The organism is Flavobacterium esculini (assembly GCF_048284325.1).
Taxonomy (GTDB): domain Bacteria; phylum Bacteroidota; class Bacteroidia; order Flavobacteriales; family Flavobacteriaceae; genus Flavobacterium.
The window spans coordinates 173,418-194,094 of record NZ_JBLVPI010000001.1 but is presented as its reverse complement, the minus strand read 5'-3'; the positions used below and the strand labels follow the sequence as shown (position 1 = coordinate 194,094).

The 20,677-nt window shown below is 35.2% G+C and carries 14 protein-coding genes; 5 read left to right on the top strand and 9 right to left on the bottom strand.

Features of this window, described 5'->3' with window-relative positions; all coding sequences use genetic code 11:
* Positions 1-64 precede the first annotated feature (64 nt).
* The 4 genes from ACNQGG_RS00850 to trhO all read right to left on the bottom strand — a co-directional run bounded on the left by ACNQGG_RS00850 (position 65) and on the right by trhO (position 5,680).
* Positions 65-2,377 (bottom strand): penicillin-binding protein 1A, encoded by a 2,313-nt coding sequence (locus ACNQGG_RS00850; protein ID WP_417960617.1) that lies wholly within the window; start codon positions 2,375-2,377, stop codon positions 65-67.
* A 9-nt stretch (positions 2,378-2,386) separates the two neighbouring features.
* Positions 2,387-2,866, bottom strand: coding sequence for a gliding motility lipoprotein GldH (locus ACNQGG_RS00845; RefSeq protein ID WP_417960615.1), 480 nt, complete (start codon positions 2,864-2,866; stop codon positions 2,387-2,389).
* The gene (locus ACNQGG_RS00840; protein ID WP_417960613.1) at positions 2,850-4,127 is read right to left on the bottom strand and encodes a PSP1 domain-containing protein; all 1,278 of its coding nucleotides are present in this window, start codon (positions 4,125-4,127) and stop codon (positions 2,850-2,852) included. The genes ACNQGG_RS00845 and ACNQGG_RS00840 overlap by 17 nt, the downstream gene beginning before the upstream one ends.
* Before the next feature lie 185 nt (positions 4,128-4,312).
* Positions 4,313-5,680 (bottom strand): oxygen-dependent tRNA uridine(34) hydroxylase TrhO, encoded by a 1,368-nt coding sequence (trhO, locus tag ACNQGG_RS00835; RefSeq protein WP_417960611.1) that lies wholly within the window; start codon positions 5,678-5,680, stop codon positions 4,313-4,315.
* Between the two features lie 698 nt (positions 5,681-6,378).
* On the opposite strand from trhO, the gene ACNQGG_RS00830 reads away from it, so the two are divergent.
* A complete protein-coding gene (locus ACNQGG_RS00830) occupies positions 6,379-7,455 on the top strand; it encodes a formylglycine-generating enzyme family protein (RefSeq protein ID WP_417960609.1) in 1,077 nt (358 codons plus the stop codon).
* Positions 7,456-7,715: 260 nt separating this feature from the next.
* Entirely contained in the window at positions 7,716-10,256 is a 2,541-nt protein-coding gene (locus tag ACNQGG_RS00825; protein ID WP_417960607.1) for a PAS domain S-box protein, read from the top strand.
* A gap of 70 nt (positions 10,257-10,326) precedes the next feature.
* On the opposite strand, the gene ACNQGG_RS00820 is transcribed toward ACNQGG_RS00825, so the two are convergent.
* The 4 genes from ACNQGG_RS00820 to ACNQGG_RS00805 form a co-directional block, all read right to left on the bottom strand.
* Positions 10,327-10,737: a BrxA/BrxB family bacilliredoxin gene (locus ACNQGG_RS00820; RefSeq protein WP_035668910.1), complete on the bottom strand. Its 411-nt coding sequence runs from the start codon at positions 10,735-10,737 to the stop codon at positions 10,327-10,329.
* Positions 10,738-10,846: 109 nt separating this feature from the next.
* Positions 10,847-11,998 carry a lycopene cyclase family protein gene (locus tag ACNQGG_RS00815; protein WP_417960604.1) on the bottom strand — a complete coding sequence of 384 codons (1,152 nt, stop codon included), beginning with the start codon at positions 11,996-11,998 and terminating at the stop codon, positions 10,847-10,849.
* Positions 11,999-12,033: 35 nt separating this feature from the next.
* A complete protein-coding gene (locus ACNQGG_RS00810; protein ID WP_417960602.1) occupies positions 12,034-12,501 on the bottom strand; it encodes a thioredoxin family protein in 468 nt (155 codons plus the stop codon).
* A complete protein-coding gene (locus tag ACNQGG_RS00805; protein WP_417960941.1) occupies positions 12,502-14,763 on the bottom strand; it encodes a TonB-dependent receptor in 2,262 nt (753 codons plus the stop codon).
* A gap of 107 nt (positions 14,764-14,870) precedes the next feature.
* Between ACNQGG_RS00805 and ACNQGG_RS00800 the strand changes: the two genes are divergently transcribed.
* From ACNQGG_RS00800 to ACNQGG_RS00790, 3 genes are all read left to right on the top strand, one after another.
* Entirely contained in the window at positions 14,871-16,742 is a 1,872-nt protein-coding gene (locus ACNQGG_RS00800) for an Nramp family divalent metal transporter (RefSeq protein ID WP_417960600.1), read from the top strand.
* 166 nt (positions 16,743-16,908) lie between these two features.
* The gene (locus ACNQGG_RS00795) at positions 16,909-17,562 is read left to right on the top strand and encodes a metal-dependent transcriptional regulator (RefSeq protein ID WP_417960598.1); all 654 of its coding nucleotides are present in this window, start codon (positions 16,909-16,911) and stop codon (positions 17,560-17,562) included.
* A gap of 142 nt (positions 17,563-17,704) precedes the next feature.
* Positions 17,705-18,019, top strand: coding sequence for a hypothetical protein (locus tag ACNQGG_RS00790; protein ID WP_417960596.1), 315 nt, complete (start codon positions 17,705-17,707; stop codon positions 18,017-18,019).
* Between the two features lie 150 nt (positions 18,020-18,169).
* Here the strand turns inward: ACNQGG_RS00790 and ACNQGG_RS00785 are convergent, their stop codons facing one another.
* The gene (locus ACNQGG_RS00785; RefSeq protein ID WP_417960594.1) at positions 18,170-20,623 is read right to left on the bottom strand and encodes a PAS domain S-box protein; all 2,454 of its coding nucleotides are present in this window, start codon (positions 20,621-20,623) and stop codon (positions 18,170-18,172) included.
* Positions 20,624-20,677 lie beyond the last annotated feature (54 nt).

Here is a 20,677-nt window from a genome sequence, read left to right as displayed (position 1 = left end):
TCTGAAACAAATTCAGTATTAGAAAGATACAGTGTACAGCCGGAAATAGCTCCTAATAAAAATTTTACAATTCAAATTCTTCAGTGTCCTGTTGGACATCAGTAGTATCTTTTACGACAGCTCTTGGCGTATAACAGTCTACTTTTATAGAAAGATTTGCAGGTCTGTCGAAATCACTTTTGGATACGTGAAGACCTGGATCAGCATAACAAAGTTTCATGAAATAACCCCAAACAGGAAGTGCTGCAGTTGCTCCTTGACCATAAGTAATGCTTTTGAAACGAGCCGAACGATCCTCACAGCCTACCCAAACTCCAGTTACAAGATTAGGAACCATTCCCATAAACCAACCATCAGACTGGTTTTGAGTGGTACCGGTTTTACCAGCGATAGGATTCCGGAATGAATAAGGATAACCCGTCCAACGATTGTCACCGCTTCCGCCACCTGTTGTGCGCAAACGATCACCTGAACCGCCTTCAGTTACCCCTTCTAATAATTTGATGACTGCAAAAGCGATGTCTTTATTTAAAACATCATGTGATTCCGGTATTGGTTCGTAGATTATTACACCACTTTTGTCTTCAATTCGTGTTATAAATTGCGGTTTCATGTAAACCCCTTGATTGGCAAAGGTGCTGTAAGCGGCTACCATGTCCTCGACGGTTATTTCTACAGCTCCTAAAGCGATGGAAGGCTGTACCGGAATTTCGGATTTTACCCCTAATTTATGGGTTAATTCTACAACCGCTTCCGGACCAGTTTTGTCAATTAATTTTGCTGATACGGTGTTTATAGAGTTTGCTAAACCTCGTTTTAAGGTAACCATTCCACGGTATCTATTGTCAGAGTTTTTTGGTTCCCAGTCTTCAGTAACATGATGACGCCCCTTTCTTATCATAAAAGGACCATCAAGAATAGAATCACAAGGAGACATGTTCAATTGCTCAATAGCGGTGGCGTAAACAAAAGGCTTAAATGTAGACCCTACTTGTCTTGCTCCTTGTCCTACGTGATCGTATTGAAAATATTTATAGTTGATACCGCCCACCCAAGCTTTTACATTACCCGTTTGCGGCTCCATAGCCATCAATCCGGATTGTAAAAAGTGTTTGTAATAACGGATGGAATCCAGTGGCGTCATGATTGTATCTCTTTCTCCTTTCCAGGTAAATACTTTCATTTTTGTTTTTTCTTTAAAAGAAGCCAGAATTTCTTCCTCACTTTTATCATTTGCCTTCATAACCTCCCAACGGTGGGAAGATTTCATAGCCTGATTCAGAATCCGTTGTGTTTCTACAGAAGAGATATTGACAAAAGGAGCATTTTTATTATCTTTAGATTGATTGAAAAATTCTTCTTGCAGGTTCGCCATGTGTGCCGAAACTGCTTCTTCAGCATGCAATTGCATCCTTGAGTCTATGGTGGTGTAAATTTTTAAACCATCTTTGTAAATGTCATAATCAGAACCATCCGGTTTTTTATTTTCTTCAACCCATTTTTTCATGTAATCACGTAAATATTCTCTAAAATAAGTCGCGGTACCGTCTTTATGTGTTTCTAATTTAAAATGTAAAGTGATAGGTAAACTTTGTAATTTTACTTTTTGGTCTTCGGTAATGATATTTCCTTTTTCCATTTGCAAAAGCACCACATTTCTGCGGTTTTTTACCCCTTCCGGATTTCTTACCGGATTGTATAAACCGGAATTTTTAAACATTCCAACTAATATTGCCGACTCGTCAATGGTCAAGTCTTTTGGTTCTTTTGAAAAATAAGTTTTAGCAGCTGAACTTACCCCAACTGAATTATTACCAAAATCATATACGTTACAATACATGGCAATGATTTCATTTTTAGTGTATTGTCTTTCTAATCGAATAGCAATAATCCATTCTTTTATTTTTTGTACAATTCTAAAAGGCAAAAATTTAGAACCTTCTCCGTGGAATAATTGTTTGGCTAATTGCTGTGTTAAGGTACTCGCTCCTCCACTTGTTCCTAAACTTGCAATGGCTCTCAAAGTTCCTCTGCCGTCAATACCAGAATGTTCATAAAAACGAGCATCTTCAGTAGCTACCAGTGCCTGAACTAGGTTTTTTGGTAAGTCAGAATATTTTAATTGCGATCTATTTTTTTGAAAATATTTACCCAAAACTACTCCATCTGCTGAAATAATTTCTGTGGCTAAGTTTGAATCTGGATTTTCCAAATCTTCAAAGGAAGGCATCGAACCAAAAAGTCCCCATGAAGCAAATAAGAAAAACAAACCGATAGCACCCATTCCATAAAAGAAAATTTTCCAAAATTTCTTTTTGTAGTAGGTTATATCTTTATCAATGTTTTTTGTCTGATTGTTATTTTTTTTGATCGCCATAATACTTTCTTAATCTTTTTTTTCTATTCTAAAACCTACTTCAGTAATTCCGTCCAAAGCTGTCACGCCAGGGACTTTACCCGTCTCTCTGACCGCTTGTTTTATATGGACTTTATATTTTCCTTTGAACGTTGCATTTTCTTTAAAGTACAATTTACTTTCTTTTATATCCGTAAATCCATTGCCTAGCAAGGTCCCGTCAGGATCTGTCATTTGGTATTCAAGTGTGTCAACTTTTGTATACCCATTTGGTTTTTCCAGTGCCACAATCAAAAACAAGTTGTTGAATTGATAATTGTCATTATCTCTTAAATTGATAAACAAATTATATTGTTTTGTAGAGTCCAGTTCGGGTAAATCGAACGTTACAATACTGTCTTTATGCCATGCGCTTCCAACAGATTTATATTCATCAAACACTCTTTTTTTATCACAGGAAAAAAAAAGGATTGCCACCAAAAGAAGTAAAATGCTATTTTTTAGCCTCATTTTTAGTAATAATTATAGGTTTTCTTGGTTCAGTGGGTTTTGCAGCTACTGGTTTTTTTTCATTTGGAGCCTGACGATTATTATTGTTGTTTGCAGGTTTATTGTTGTTTGCTACAATTGCGTTTTCACCGGCCGATTTGCGTTTTTTATTCTGTTTTTTCTTTGGTTTTGGTTGGTCAAAACGAGTTAAACTTTCCTGACCCATCGCATTATTGAAGTTTTTCTCTGGTTCTACAATGATTTCTATTGCAAAATCTTCCAGTGAAGAGACTTTGTTTTTTAGTTTGTTTTCAGCAACAATTTCTTTGACTTGTTCAATTTTCAGAACATGCCAATTAGCAAAATTATTGGTGTAAGCAAACCACATCAGTCCTTTGAAAATGTCTTGTTTCTGACAGATGGCATCTCCTTTTTCAGTTACCAATTTGGTTTCAAAATCGGGAAAATCTTTCAAGGCATCCATGTACGTATCTAACTCATAGTTCAAGCAGCATTTTAATTTTCCGCATTGTCCTGCCAGTTTTTGTGGATTCAAAGACAGTTGCTGGTACCGAGCTGCCGAAGTATTTACACTTCTAAAATCGGTTAACCAGGTAGAACAACATAATTCTCTTCCGCAAGAACCAATTCCTCCTAAACGAGCTGCTTCCTGACGGAAACCTACTTGTTTCATTTCGATTCGGGTACTGAATTCTTTAGCAAAATCTTTAATCAACGCACGAAAATCGATGCGATCATTTGCAGTGTAGTAAAAAGTAGCTTTAGATCCGTCCCCTTGAAATTCGATGTCAGAAATTTTCATTTCCAGTTTTTGAGCAATCGCTAATTCACGAGCACGAACCTTCATAGGCTCTTCCTTGTCTCTTGCGGTTGACCAAATATCGATATCTTTTTGAGATGCTTTTCTATAGATTTTAGGGACATCATTGCTTAAATGATTCACTCCTTTTTTCTTCATTTGAATTTTTACTAATTCGCCTGTCAAAGTTACAATTCCTATGTCGTGTCCTGGTGAAGCAACGGTAGCGACAATGTCGCCCATGCTTAACGTTAACTTCTCCGTATTGCGGTAAAATTCTTTTCTTCCGTTTTTGAAACGTACTTCAACACAGTCAAAAGGAGCATCGCCATTAGGCAAACTCATATTAGAAAGCCAATCGAAAACCGTTAATTTATTGCAGCTATCGGTGCCGCAAGTCCCATTATTTTTACAACCCTTAGGTGCGCCACCATCAGAAGTTGAACAACTTGTACATGCCATAATCTTATATGTAGTGTTGTGACTGGCACAACTTAAGTTCTTAAAACGTTTAATGTGTAAAGATAGTATTTTTTAGTTTTAAGTAGCAACGCATAAAAGCACCAATAAATCATAAATATTTAATAAAAAAACCCATTACAATTTGTTTTGTAATGGGTTAATTTCATAAGATTTTATCCTAATTTTTAATCTAAAATTTTATATAATTTATCTGATAATCGGATTCGGAATGGCAGTTTAAAAGTACAAGTGTCTCCAGAAATTGCTTTTTCTTGATCCAAATCGTTAACGAGCATTTCTTCGATTACTAATTTTTGTTCGCCGGTTGTAGTACCTTTAATTAAAATGGTATCGCCAATTTTGATTTCGTTTTCTTCAATTAAAAACTGGCCAATACTTGGTTTTGGAAAGAAATGGGTCCCTTTTCCAATATAAATTTTCTTAACTTTTGGTTCTTTTTTGATTGTAGTCCCGATGCTTCGGGATGGTTTGTAAACAACAAAAACACCATGCGTTTCTTCATTGTTTTTGAAAGTCAAAACATCTGATTTTCCTTTTTTGAAGATTTTATTTCCGTTTTTTATTCCTCTTCGAACGGCCTTTTGTTCCTCTTCCGGCAAATGTATCACACTCACACATTCAGCGGAACAACAGCCTTCCATGGCCGTTTTGCATTCCTCACATTGGATGAAAAGCAAATGACAGCCTTCATTGACGCAATTTGTATGAACGTCACAAGGTTTTCCGCATTGATGGCATTGTGAAACAATATCGTCCGTAATTCTTTCGCCCAAGCGGTGATCAAATACAAAGTTTTTTCCAATGAATTTGCTTTCTAATCCTTCCGCTTTTACCTGACGTGTGTATTCAATAATTCCACCTTCGAGTTGGTATACATTTTCAAAACCTTTGTGTTTGAAATACGCACTGGCTTTCTCGCAACGAATTCCTCCGGTGCAATACATCAATAATTTTTTATCTTGTTTGTGTTCAGAAAGTTGTTCTTCGATAATGGGTAACGATTCCCGAAAAGTATCAACATCTGGTTTTATGGCTTTGGTAAAATGTCCAATTTCACTTTCGTAATGATTTCGCATATCGACCACAATGGTGTTTGGGTCTTCCAGAAGGTCATTGAACTCCTTAGCTTTTAAGTGAATTCCTATATTGGTTACATCAAAAGTTTCGTCGACTAAACCATCTGCCACAATCTTATCACGGACTTTCACAGTCAGTTTCAAGAACGAATGATCATCTTGTTCTACGGCGATATTCAACCGAATGCCTTTCATGAAATCATAGACTTCGATGGAATCTTTGAAGGCATAGAAATTATTTGCAGGAAGTGATAATTGGGCGTTGATTCCCTCGCTGGCTACATAAATTCGACCAAGAACTTCAAGAGCGTTCCAAGCCAGAAATAATTCGTTACGAAATTGTGTTGGATCTGAGATTTGCGCATAAGCATAGAAAGACAGCGTAAGACGTTGTTTTCCGGCATCATCAATCATGATGGCTCTTTCTTCTGCGCTTAAGGTGTTATACAGTTGCATGCTATAAACATTTTAAGTTGAGAAATTTATTTTCGATAAAATAGTCAAGTCAATTTTCTTGAACGGTGCAAAAGTAACAAATTGTTGAATAATTGCTTTATGATTATCAAAAAAATTAGCTTCTGGACTTCTTTTAGGAATGGGTAATAATTTGGAGTTAAAAATGAAAGTAAAGTTGTGGTTTGTATATTTATGTCCAGAAAAGTTGGATTCTCTTTCTTTAAAGATCCATTGTATGGTATAAAAGTGCAGTTTTAGGATATATTTTTCCAGAAATGTCTTGAGGGTTATTAGTAATTTTTATTTGGCTATTGAAATAGTAGTGTTAGAAAAACTGCATTTATCACAACAAAAGGCTAAATTTAGAAGACTATTAAATACATCCCTTTTTTGATCATGCAGGTATCTTTTGCATTTGGCGCTCCATTCGAATGTGGTAGTTTTGCCCAAAATCAAACCCAGTGTTTGTCAATTTGATTAACATTGGAAGAAGTGGTACTTTAGTAAAATATTAAAAGATGGCTTTTCGGAAATGTATGATTTAGAAGGTGCAATAGCCAATTGGAGTAGAGGTGAAACCTTTTATTCCAATTTTAAAGGCAGCTTATCATCTTTGATCAAATAATAATAATTGCAAAAAAAACAGCCGTAAGTTGTTCGCGATAGCTATCGGAATACGGATAATGAATAATAGAAACATGAAAATATATCGTTTTATTGCTGGAATTATTTTGTCGGGTTTATCCTCTTTTGCACAAGAAAGTAAAACTGTAGCAGTTACCGCAAATAGCTGTCAGGCTATGTGTAAAGCAAATATTTCCAAAAAAGCATTGTTGTTGCAATCGATTGAAAATAGTTCCAAAGAGATTGTTGTTGCTGCTTCAACGAATGGAATGATTTGGGTGGCAGCAGGGGAATTTGATATGGGAACCAATGATTATCCTGATGCAAAGCCTATTCATAAAGTTAGTGTCAAAGGGTATTGGATGGATGAAAATGAAGTAACGAATGCTCAGTTCATGGCTTTTGTAACAGCAACTAAATATATAACAATATCCGAAAGACCACTGAATCCAGGTGATTACCCAGGTGTTCCGCTTGTAAATTTAGTGCCGGGTTCGGCAGTGTTTTCTGCACCAACGAATAAAGTCTCTTTGGATAATATCCAGCAATGGTGGAAATATGTGCCGGGAGCAAACTGGAAACATCCTACTGGACCGGAGAGCAGTATCATTGGACTTGAAAATAATCCTGTAGTCCAAATCAGTTATGTAGATGCTCAGGCTTTTGCGGAATGGGCGGGAAAACGACTGCCAACAGAGGCCGAATGGGAGTTTGCGGCCAGAGCAGGAAGACCGTATACTAAATATTATTGGGGTACTGAGCTTAAACCAAAAGGTAAATGGGTGGCCAATATTTTTCAGGGAAGTTTTCCAAATGAGAATACAGCTGAAGATGGTTTTGTAAGTTTAGCTCCAGTAAAGTCTTTTCCTAAAAACCCTTTTGGAATTTATGATTTAGAAGGAAATGTGTGGGAATGGTGTAGTGATTTATACCGTGACGATTACTATAAAGATAGTCCTAATAATAATCCCAAAGGACCATCTTCAAGTAATGATCCTGAAGAATCCGGGGTCGAAAAACATGTACAGCGCGGAGGATCTTTCTTGTGTAGTGACCAATATTGTATTCGGTATGTTGCCGGAAGTCGTGGTAAAGGAGAAACGACAAGTGCTTGCAACCACTTGGGATTTAGATGTGTAAAAGATAACTAAAGCCAAAAGATGTTGTCAAAAATTTGTTCAAAGTAGCAAAGAGAAGTTACTTCTTTTTTTATCCTAAAGATTGTTCCAATACCTGGGTATATTTATTGTGGATGTAAATGTTTTCTTTCTGATTTAATGGGGCGTTCAGAGCGGATATGATAAATCCGTCTTTGATTATTGAATATAAATCACTAACTTTCATGTGTATAAGCAGATGATTATTCGGTTTGTTGCCGTTGATAAATATTAAATTTAAAGCCATTTTTACCATGAAAATTTCCTTTGAAAAAAAAATATTACTAGGGTTTATTATCAATTTACTAGTTGTCATTGCTTCAGGATGGGTTTTTATTTCTCGGTTTGACAAACAAAGAGATCAATCAAATGATTCTTTGTTAAATTGGATAGAACTTTCCTTGTTTGTCCTTTCAATTATTTTACTGACCATCGTCTATTTTATAATTAAGGCTCAATTACGGGCTAAAAATATTTCTCAAAACCTGCTCCTAGAAAGCAAACAATTGATTCAGTCTATCATTGATAACACTTCGAGTCCCATCTTTATAAAAAAAATAAATGGAGAATATTTATTGGTTAATAAACAATTTGGATCTTTATTTCAAATCCCGAATGAAGAAATAATAGGGAAAACAGATCATGATTTTTTACCAAAAGAAGTGGCTGATGTTTATCGAAATTCTGATCTTGAAGTGGCAAAAGTATTAAAAGAACTAAAAACAGAAGAAACTATACAACAAACAGACGGTCCTCATACCTATCTGGCAGTTAAATTCCCTCTATATGACTCAACAGGAAGGGTTTATGCTATTGGCGGAATTTCGACGGATATCTCAGAAAGAAAGAAATTAGAAGAGTCTTTCAAAGTAACTGATAAGTTTTTTAATATGTCTTCGGATTTGATGATTATTGGAACGAAAGAAAAATTTGGTAAAGTTAACCCCGCCGTTATAAAGATTTTGGGGTATTCAGAGGAGGAGTTGTTGAATAAACCCTATACTTTTTTTGTATATCCAGAAGACTTAGAAATTACAAAAAAAGAAGTTGCTAAGCTTCAAACAGGGGCTTTAATGATTCAGTTTAAAAATAGATTTGTTTGTAAAGACGGAACAATAAAATGGCTTGTATGGTCCATTTCTCCTGAACTTTCAACAGGATTATTATACGCAGTTGGACGGGATGTTACGGCACAAAAAGAAACCGAAGATTCTCTGGTTATTGCAGACAAGTTTTTCAATATGTCCAATAATTTGCTTGTCGTTGCAAAAGGGGAGTATTTTATAAAAATAAACCCGGCTTTTACCAAAACACTGGGTTACACCCAAGAAGATATGAATACTATAAAATTTATGGAATTAACGCATCCTGATGATAAGAACATAGCCGATGAAGTATTGGCTAAACTTCTAAGAGGAGATGCAATTGTAAATTTTGAAGATCGCGTCCGTTGTAAAGATGGAACCTACAAATGGCTGGACTGGCATAGCACTATTGATATAGAGCAAGGCGTTGTGTATTCTGTTGCACGTGATATTACCGAAAAAGTTAAAGATGAACAATCCTTAAAAATAGTTAATAGTTTTTTTGAGATGTCATTTGATGCTTTTTTTGTTGAAAAAGGAAATAAAATCATAAAAATTAACCCTGCATTCACTAAAATTTTGGGGTATAATCAAAATGACTTAGAGAAAATATCACTTTTAGATCTGCTGCATCCAGATTATTTAAAAATTGTAAGTGAAAGACGGGAAAAACGTTTGAAAGGAGAACTGGTAGAGGCAGATGTTATGTTTCCTTTATTATGTAAAGATGGTTCCTATAAATGGACGGAATCGGTTATAGCAACGGATATTAGAGAGGGAATGATATATGCAGTTTTACGTGATATCACCCAAAAAAGGCTTGATGAAGAAAGGTTAAATAATTACACCCAGAAATTAAAAGAGAATGAACAGCAAATACAAGCCATTTTTGATGGTGCCCCTGATCCGGTTATCGTAATTGACAGTGAAAGCAATGTTTTAAGGTGGAATCCAAAGGCTGAATCTGTTTTTGGATGGAAAATGGCCGAAGTTATGGGGAAACATCTTTATGAATTCATTATTCCTGAACGCTACAGAGAAGAGCATAAGACCGGTATGGAACATTTTTTAACGACAGGTATCGGAGCTATTTTAAATAAAACATACGAGATAGAAGCGGTCAATAAAGAAGGAACTGAATTTCCGGTGTCTATTAGTGTTTCACCTATTAAAATGGGTGAAAAATATTTTTTTATTGGTTTTGTGAGAGATATTACTGAAAGTAAAAAAGCTGTTGATGAATTGTATGAGAATGAAGAAAAGTTACGATTGATTTTAGAGAATATTAGTGAGGGTGTTATTGTTGCAAATGCAGACAGGAAAGTAGTAATGGCCAATTACATGGCAAATGAAATTTTCGGGATTGAAGAGGATGACAAAATATCGTCTAATTTAACCGATCATTTTGAGTTGTATTTCCCAGATGAAAAAACGGTCTTCCCTTCCCAAAAATTACCAATGGAACGAGCGCTGGACGGAGAGGAAACAAATGATGTTGAAGTCGTTCTTTGGAATCCCGTTGCGCAACAAAAGAGAAGGGTACTTATCAGCGGCAGGCCATTAGTGGATCAGGATAATAAGGTAGTTGCGGCTGTTGTTACCATAAAAGACATCAGTAAATACAAACAGATGGAAGAAGAACTAAAAGAAACAGAATTAAAGTACAGACAGTTAATAGGCTTTAGAAAAGGGGGCGATACGGTTACTTGATCATTTCTTATGAGAAAAACGTATAAAAAACCACGATTCAGCGAAAGCAAATCGTGGTTTTTTTATTGGACTAACAATACTCGTTGAAAGCGTCTTTCAGGTTCTCAGCAATTAATTCTGCTGGACGACCTTCAATGTGGTGGCGTTCTAACATGTGAACTAATTCTCCGTTTTTGAATAAAGCCATACTTGGCGATGACGGAGGAAAAGGGAACATGTGTTGTCTGGCAGCATCAACAGCTTCTTTATCAACTCCTGCAAAAACAGTAATTAAATGATCTGGTTTTTTTGCCCCATCTAAGCTCATTTTTGCTCCCGGACGTGCGTTTCTTGCAGCACAACCACAAACTGAGTTTACAATCACTAGTGTTGTACCTTCAGCTTTCATTGCGTTTTCAACTGCTTCAGCACTATGTAAATCTTGAAAACCTGCAGCTGTTAATTCAGCTTGCATCGGTTTTACCATTTCTTCTGGATACATATTTTTTATTTTAAAAAGTTTAAAATTTTTGTTGTTTAATCATGCAAAGTTACAAAGTTTAAAACCAACACGTTTATTTGTGCCATAAAGTTTTGTTATAGTTTGATTGTTATTTGATTGTTTTAAAAATAATATGAAATACCGCTTTGGTAAATAGTATTTTAGGGCATTTTAATATCACTCGAATGTCCTCTAAAAGAGTCGTTTCTTCGTCCAAGAATTTAAAAATCAACGTAGGACTTCCTTTCTTGAACATGGAAGAAAAAATAGTACTTCCCAATTCATTTTTTCGGGCCAAAATATCCAAAAGCAACAAATCATAAAACCAGAATTTATTCTTTTTATGGAACTTGGTGAAATCAGTTTCCGTTTGTAGAAAAGAAACCAATTGTGTAGATTTTTTATCAGAATTCTTAAAAGTGTAGCCTGTACTGGCTTTGGTCCAACCTCCTGAAGTGCCAATATTAATAACATTTTTGGTATTCAATTTCCAAAAAGGATAACACGTCATAGGGATGCTTCCTTGTTCTTTCTCTATGATTTCGTAATCAGTAATGCCAAGATTTTTAATGTATTTTTTGATTTCAGTTTCATATTCCGCTTTCTCCAGATGATTGTGAGAAAATAAAGTGTATTCCAGTAAAGCTTCGGTTTTGGAAGTGGGCAACACATACATAAAGCGTGTATTTCCTCTTTGTTCTACCGAAAAATCCATAAAAGTGGCTTGTTCCGGATTAAAAACAGGCTGTTCACTTTTTATAAACCAACCAATAAAATGCTGCTGTAAAACAGGATATTTAGTTTGATTTTCTACTTTTTGTCTGTTGTAAATACTATTGAATAGTTTTGAACAGGAGTAACTTTCAGCATCAGTTTGTATCAGAATTATATTTTCAGATTCTTCAATCTCTAATACTTTTTGATTGATGAAAGTGATTTTTTCTTGTTTCGAAATCAAATCAAATACTGAGTTATAAAAATCCAAGCCGCATACCATGTTGTATTGATACGGTTTTAAATCTAAAGCCCTACGAAAGTCTTGATTGGCAAACAAAGCAGAATGCCATTGCTGTGAAATTGAATTTTCCCAGAGAGTATCGTTTTTCTCCCAGAAACACCAAGTTCTGTCGTTCGCTTTTTTAGTGTTTTCATCGATAAGCAAAATGCTTTTATCGTTAAATTTTCTCGAAAGCACCATTTTATAAACGGTCATCAAAGCCGATAAGCCTGTTCCGGTAAAGATGTAATCGAAGTGTTTCATTGGAAAATTTGACAATTACTCCAAAAATAGACATTTTATTCTTTTAGTTTCTCTAAAATGAGGTGAAACTCTTTCGGTTTTATGTAATTGTTGTCTTGAAAAATGATTTCGTTTTCACTGTTTAATACACATAAAGCAGGATAATTCAGCTGTTTGTTGATGGTTCCCAGTTGCATGGCGAGTTCGTGAATTCCGGAAGTATTTCCTGTGGATTTGAACTTAAAAGAAGCTTTGTTAAAAGTAATTGTCCGTTTTTCTTCGGCATTAAAATCAATAAAATAAAAAGTATTGTTTAATTCCTTTATGATGCTTTCGTTTTTGAACGTTGTGTTTTTCATGGAATGACAAAATTGGCACCAATCCGTATGAATAAAAATAATAACTTTTCTTTTTTCAATATTTTGCAGACTATCTATTTGTTCAAAGGAGACCAAGTTTAGCTGCGCAAAACCAGATGGAATCACCGAAAATAAAAGCAACAGTAAAAGAAGTTTTTTTCTCATTTACTTTAAATTATAGCGCAGTCCAAAAAAGCTGCGAATACCTTGGTTAGGGCCATAAACATAAGTGGTGTCAAATGTCAATCCGTAAGGGTTTTGGGATGTAGCCAACACTTGTCCGTTAGTGTCATATTCTACATTTTTGTCAAAAGGATCATTTGTTCTGGAGATCAAAAATGGATTATTTTGTTTTGGCAGAAAATTCAATATGTTTTTAATTCCGGCATAGAACTCAAAATTTTTACAACCCGAATAAGTAAGCTGTATGTTTTGCAAACTATACCATGGCGAATTTGGGCTTCGAGGATCTAATGCACTTAATAAAGGTAATTTCATTGGTCCATATACATTTCCTGTGTAGTCAATATTCAAATCGATAGTTTTTATTTTATACGATACACTCCATGTTGCAGTGAAATTTTCGGTTAGAAAGGGCGTTTCCTTTATTCCGTTTTCAACATTTTTATTATTAAGAAGGGAAGCTCCTGTTATGATCTTTAACCCGTTAGGAAAATTGATGTCTATATTCATGCTGATTCCCTGGCTTATAGCGTATCCGTTGATGTTGTCATAAATTATTTTATTGGGGTCCGTGTTATAATCGGAAACAATTTTATTGCTGAATCGGGTATGGAAAAGGGCCGTTTCAATTCCTATAAATGTTCCATTGCCGAAATTTATTTTTTTGATGTAATTCAAATTTGCATTTACGGATTGTTCCGGTTTCAAGTTGTGGGCCACTACAATTTCCCGAGCACCTGTTAAGGCAGCATGGTCTTCGGTAAATAAATTTACAACTCTAAAACCTGTTCCGGCATTCAAACGAAGGATATTATTCTCATTTAATTTCCATTTATAGGCTAATCGGGGTGTTAAAATACTCCCGTGAAAGGAGTTGTAATCGTAACGCATTCCCAGTAATAGTTTATGTTTCTCCGTGAACGTGATTTCGTCTTGAACAAAAATTCCGGGTAGCCAAGTTTTTTCTGGATTGTTATTTCCAAGAGCTGTTGTCGCAGGAGTATTGTCATCATAATAATTGTAACGTGCTGCTATTCCTGTGAGCAGGTCATTTTTCCCTGATTTCTTATCCCAGGTTAATTGCATAAACCCAATTTTTTGGTTGGCAATATAGTTTGTCAGGCCGTAACGACTGTCCTGATAATGCACGTTTCCTGAAAATGAAAACATCAATTTCTCTTGAAATGGCAATTGATAACTTCCTATAAGTTCTGCTCGTTTTGTGTAGATGCTTTCGCCGTAAATTTCGTCTCCTCCACGGTGTTTTTTCTCCCAGCGCATATCTCCGCCAAAACGGTCTTCATAAACCGCACGTGCTGCAATAGTGAATAATCGGTTTTCTTTTCTATCAAAAGTCCATTTTTGAAAAAGTGAAATTCGGTCTGAGAGTGAAACATCGGTAAATCCATCTTTATCATTGTCAATTCTATTGTTGTACTTGAAATAATTTAGACCTAATAACGCCGTTGCTTTCTTACCAACATTCAATTTCACACCTAAGTCGACATTGGTTTCCAGCCAAGAAGTACTAAAAACATCCGCCGAGAATAATGGAGCATTTATCGGGTTTTTAGTGATGATATTAATTAAACCTCCCACAGCTTCACTGCCGTATAATGAGGATGCGGGACCTTTTACAATTTCAATTCTTTCTACCAGGGAATTTGGGATTCCGGATAATCCATAAACAGTTGATAAACTGCTTACGATGGGCATTCCGTCAATTAAAACCAAGGTATACGGACCTTCCAGTCCGTTAATATGAATGTCACCGGTATTACAAACGCCACAATTAAGTTGTGGTCGGACCCCGTTTACGTTTTGGAGCGCTTCATAAATACTTGCTGTAGGATTTTTTTTAAAAAATATTGGGGAATAAACTTCAACCGGAACGGCACTTTCTAATCTTTTTACCGCTTTCAAGGTTCCTGAAACAACTACTTCGTTCAGTTGGTTTTCCGTATTGGAAAGTTCAAAGTCCACTATAGTATTTTCGTCTTTTTTGACACTAATATTTTTTCTGGATGTTTGAAAACTGTTGGCCACAACCTGAATTTTATAAGTGCCTTCTGGGATATTTTCTAATCTATAGTTACCTAAGCTATCGGTTTTAGTTTTATAATTAGTTCCCATTACAACAATACTTGCACTAGGAATCGCTTTTTTCTCTGATGAAACGAATCCTGAAACAAAAGTTTTTTCTTGTGCATAACTGAAGTTCACAACAAGAAAAACAAATAACATAAATATTTTTTTCACAATGTTTAAATTAAAATTTAGGCAAAGCTAAAAATTATATTTTGTAAAACAAATTTTTTAATTACTTTTGTGTCAATAATTTAATTTCAACCATGGGAAAATCTTTAGAAGAAGTTCACGGATCGGTAGTCACACAAAATAAAAAATCAGTTTTCAGAAAAATATTAGCCTTTTTCGGACCAGCCTATTTAATCAGTGTTGGTTATATGGATCCGGGAAATTGGGCCACTGATATTGCCGGCGGAAGCCAGTTTGGTTATGCCTTACTCTGGGTTTTATTGATGAGTAACATTATGGCTTTGTTGTTGCAAAGTTTGAGTGCGCGACTGGGAATTGTTACTCAACGCGATTTGGCGCAAGCCTCACGGGAAACGTATTCTCCATTTATCAATTATATATTGTATTTCCTTGCTGAAATTGCTATTGCAGCCTGCGATTTAGCCGAGGTTTTAGGAATGGCAATCGGTATTAATTTATTGTTTGATATTCCATTGATCGAAGGGGTATTAATTACAGTATTAGATACTTTTTTGTTATTATTCTTGATCAATAAAGGCATCCGTAAAATGGAAGCCTTCATTATTGTATTGGTAGCAATCATTGGGTTCTCTTTTATTTTTGAGATGATTTTTGCCCAGCCTGAGATGGATAAAGTGTTGTTTGGGTTAATTCCTTCGATGCCAAATCAAGCGGCATTATATATCGCTATTGGAATTATTGGGGCTACGGTTATGCCGCATAACTTGTACCTGCATTCCTCATTGGTGCAAACCAGAAATTTCGATAGAAGCAATGCCGGAATTAAGCAGGCTTTAAAATACAATTTCATCGATTCTACCATTGCATTAAACTTAGCTTTTTTAGTGAATGCCGCCATTTTGATATTGGCTGCAGCCACATTTTACAAAAACGGAATGTTTGAAGTGGCAGAAATTCAAGATGCCCATCGCTTCTTAGAACCTCTTTTAGGAAGTAAATTTGCCCCTGTTTTATTTGCAGTAGCCTTGATTGCTGCTGGGCAAAGTTCCACAATTACAGGGACACTTGCTGGTCAAATTGTGATGGAAGGGTATCTTAATTTACGTATTCAGCCTTGGGTTCGAAGAATTATCACCAGACTGATTGCCATTGTTCCTGCAGTTATTGTAATTACGATTTACGGTGAAAGTGTCACTGGAAAATTACTGATTTTGAGCCAGGTAATTTTGAGTTTACAATTGGGCTTTGCTATTATTCCGCTGATCCATTTTGTAAGCGACAAATCAAAAATGAAGGGATTTCACATTGGAAAGGTTACCCAAATCGCTTCATGGATCATTGCAACCATTATTGTTTCATTGAATGCAAAATTAGTTTTTGATGAAATTAATGGTTGGTTAGAAACTTCTAAAAATCCAATAGTATTATGGTTTACCGTGGTTCCTTTAGCTATAGGCTTCTTGATTTTGTTGCTTTATATCATAGTGAAACCTTTTATTTCTAAAACAAAAACTAGGATTCTAAACCATTCGCCACATAGCTTAAAATTGCAATTTTCTAAAACTGCAATCTACAGCAAAAAGTATATTGCTGTTTCGGTCGATTTTTCCAGCGCTGATGAAGTAGCCTTGAATAACGCTTTTCAATTAGGCGGAATCGATGCGAAATACACGTTAATTCACGTGGTAGAAACCGTTGGAGCACTTGTCTATGGCGAAAATATCGATGACCATGAGACAATAATAGACGAAAAACTATTAAACGAATACAAAGAAATGTTGTCGGAAAAAGGATTTAAAGTGGAAACAAAATTGGGATTTGGGAAACCAAATAAAGTGATTCCTGATATTATCAATAAAGGAAATTTTGATATCTTGGTCATGGGAACCCACGGACATACCGGATTCAAAGATCTAATCTTTGGAACTACCGTTGACAAATTGCGACACAAAATAACGATTCCATTACTGATCGTAAAAAATTAAATTCTAGTCCTGAACTTGTTTCAGGATCCTGAAACAAGTTCAGGACTAGAAAGAATTTCCACTTCAAAAGAAGTTCACTGAACTCCGATGAAAATAGAAATCAAGTGAAGTAATCGGGGCTAAGGCATCTGAAATCAAAAATCAATAATATTCAATCTCAAATCAAATGACTTTTTCAGAAGAAAATTATCTCAAAACCATATTTCATTTAACAATTCTTTCGGATTCAGAAATAAGCACTAATGCCATTGCTGAAATGATGGAAACCAAAGCATCATCCGTAACCGATATGCTCAAGAAATTAGCCGAAAAGGATTTGGTCCATTATAAAAAATACCAAGGGGTTTCTCTAACAGAACACGGAAAAATAACAGCCAAAATGATTGTGAGAAAACACCGGCTGTGGGAAGTTTTTTTAGTGGATAAATTAGACTTTTCCTGGGATGAGGTTCATGATATTGCAGAACAATTAGAACATATAAAATCCGAAAAACTGATTAATAAACTCGATGATTTTCTAGGAAACCCAACCGAAGATCCACATGGCGACCCTATTCCGGATGCCAACGGGCGTATGATTAAAATTGAAAAACAACTGCTTTCAGAATTACAAGAAAATCAAACGGGAATATGTGTGGGTGTAAAAGACACCTCATCTGAATTCCTTAAATATTTAGACAAGCAAGGAATCGCATTGGGTTCTAAAATTGAAATAATCAGTAAGGAAAGTTTTGACTTGTCTCTGAAAATAAAAGTGGATCACAAGGATTTAACCATTTCGAATAAAATTGCCACCAATCTTTTTGTGAAAACTACCTAGCCAAAAGGACTATATTTGGTTTAATCAAAAGAAAAATCAAAAGAAAAATAGTCTCTTAGCCTTTTTACTGATTTTCTGTATTTCCGTTTTTGCTCAAAACACCAAAAAGGAAAATATAAAGTACGTAAAGATCAGCCAAAAAATGTGCCTTAAAAAAACAGGGTGTCAATTGGTTTTGAAAGCAGTCGTCTCTGATTCCCGCTGTCCGGAAGGAGTTACTTGTGTTTGGGCTGGAGAAGTCTCAGCAGTTATTTGCGTGTACAAAGATTCAAAATTAGTAGAGGACAAAACCCTCGTTTTTTCTGTTAAAAATGAGGAAGAAAACAAGGAATGGTTTGCTAAATATCTACCGGAAAAACAAAGAAAAATAAAAAACAGCAGCGTTTTTCCTTATCCAAGACAAGGAGTAACTGTTGCTAAAAAAGACTATTATATCAAAATTGGGTATATAAAATAAACCTTGTGCCAACAGTAATTATAGCGATGTTTTATTATTCCTTAAATGAACTTAAATTCCTTATATGGTGAAAAATATAAACCATATAAGGAATTTAAGTTTAAAAAAGAGTTCACTATTCTATGTTTAATTGATAGTGTAGTTCTGTTTTTATCCCTTTTTAAAACCAATTAATTTTCGGTATTTCTGTTCGCTTTCTTCTAAAGCGACCTCAAGTTCTTTGTAATAGGTAATGTCTTTTATATTAGCAACTGCAGCTATAACATAGTTATTTTCGTCAATTATTGGTCTGCCGCTAATAATCACTCGCTTTTTGGCTTTAGTTTCAGAATCTTCAATTATTATCTCAACATCATCCGTTGATTCTCCTTTTAGTGCTTTTTCCAGTGGGAGATTCTGGGCAGGAAAAATGGTTTTTTCGTCAGGATAATACAATTCATATTTAGTGGACCAATCAAGAGTTGTTGGGACTGTGGCATCTTGTTTTATTCCTATAATTTCTTCCGCCATGTGATTGGATAAAACTATTCTTTTTTGGTTATCAGTTACAATAATTCCTTCGCCAATATTTTCCAGAATTAATTTCAATTTTAGTTCATTTAGATGCACTAATTTGTCGGCTTCTTTTTTTTCATTTTCCATTTTTTTTCTAAGCGATATGTCTTTGATAAAAGCAATGAAAATATATTTACCTAAAATAGTGGCCGGAGATACTGTTAGTTCAATATCAAACTCTTCATGTTTATTGTTAAGGGCCGTGATTTCTATTGTTTTATTGATAATGAGTCCTTCACCTGTTGTAAGGAAATTTTTGAAACCTTTGGTATGATCGTCTCTATACTTTTCAGGAATAATTAAATCACGCATGGGTTTTCCTATAGCCTCAGCTAATGACCATCCAAATGTTTTTTCGGCTTGTGGATTCCATCTGATAATGATTCCCTCATCATTTATCACAATTAAAGCATCTGGAGCCTCATTAAATATGGTTTGTAATTGACCTTCACTCTCTTTTAGTTTTTGTTCTGCTGCTTTTCGTTCCGTAATATCTCTCATAATAGATTTATGTCCGGTTATTCTATTTCCTTCTCTTAACTGCATCACTGTTTGTTCTACCCATTTTTCTTCTCTGGATTTGGTAAGGATGGGAAATGAGAATAAGGTTTCATCTATTTTATTTTTAAATTGGTCAAAATAGAATTCAGCCACACGATCTCTCCACTCCGGGGCAACGATTTCTGAAAAATGTTTCCCTATAATTTCATTTTGAGTGTAACCCGTTAGTTTCTTGCAGGCAGGATTGATGTAAGTAAAATACCCTTTGTAATCCGAAGTATGGACTACATCACTGATATTTTCCACAATTTCACGGTATTTTTCCTCGCTTTTGCGAAGGGTTTCTATGGCTTCGGCTAATTGGGCCGTGCGTTCTGTTACTTTTCGTTCCAGTTCCTCATTGAGGTTTTTGATTTCTGTTTCTGAAGTTTTTCGTTCCGTGATATCATGAATAACCAAAACACCGCCAGTTATTCGACCAGCAGGATTTTTTAAAGGTCTGGCAGTTACAACTACTGAAAGACCTTCGGGTTTTTTATAATTTTGGATGAATATTTCCATATTATCCACTTCTTCACCATTTAATGCTTTCACTAAAGGAAGTTCATTAGTATTAAAAGTTGTTTTGGTATCAGGCAAAAAGAAGCCGTAGGTTTCAGCCCATCTCTCGATGGGTATATCCATTGGCCCAATTCCAATTATTTTTTCACTGGCAGCATTCCAAAGTATGAATTTTCTATTCTCATCGGCAACGATTAATCCATCACCCATATTTTGTATAACGGATTGTAAAAGGGTATTTTGGTTATTCAGTTGTTCTTTGGATAGTGCCACTTCATTGTCTCTTTTTTCAATGTTTTCCAGCATATTATTAAGTCCCTGGGAAAGGATACTAATTTCATCTTTTCCTTCAACAACCATACGGGTTTTATAATCTCCGGTATCCTTTACCTGTTGTATTACCGTTACCAAGTTTAACAACGGTTTTGAGATGTATTTTTTAATAATCATGGCAATTAAGAAAGCAAGTCCGATCCCTACAATTAATAATACGATTCCCAGACGCAACACATCCATTTTTATTTTATTCAATTCCGATAGTTCAAAGTTGACACATACTAATCCTATTGTTTTATTGTCTTTTTTAATTTTGCTGTAAACAAAAAGATTTTTATTGGTAAACAGAAAACTTTTTTGATCCATTTCAGGTACAACAAACCGAAATTTAGGATTGGCGCCCGCTTTAGTATAGGATGCAAAAACATGGCCTTTTTTGTCGAGTATACTTGCATTTATAATGTCGTTTTGTACGGCTAATTCAGAGAGAATTTTCTTTGCGGCAGCATTATCTAAAAATTCAAGTGCAGAAACGCTATTAAAACCTACCACTTGCGCAATAGCAATTGAGCTTATCATTTTTCGGTCTTTGAACCCTTTTATGTCTATTAGGACAAAAGCTGTAATACAAAGCACTAATACAAATGCGGAGGTGAAAACCTGCATGAGTACCAGCTTATTTTTAATGGAGATGTTTCGTAAATTCATCATTTTTTGTAGTTTTTTAATCCTAAAAATAGTACTTCGCACGCTAAAGGTGCAGTA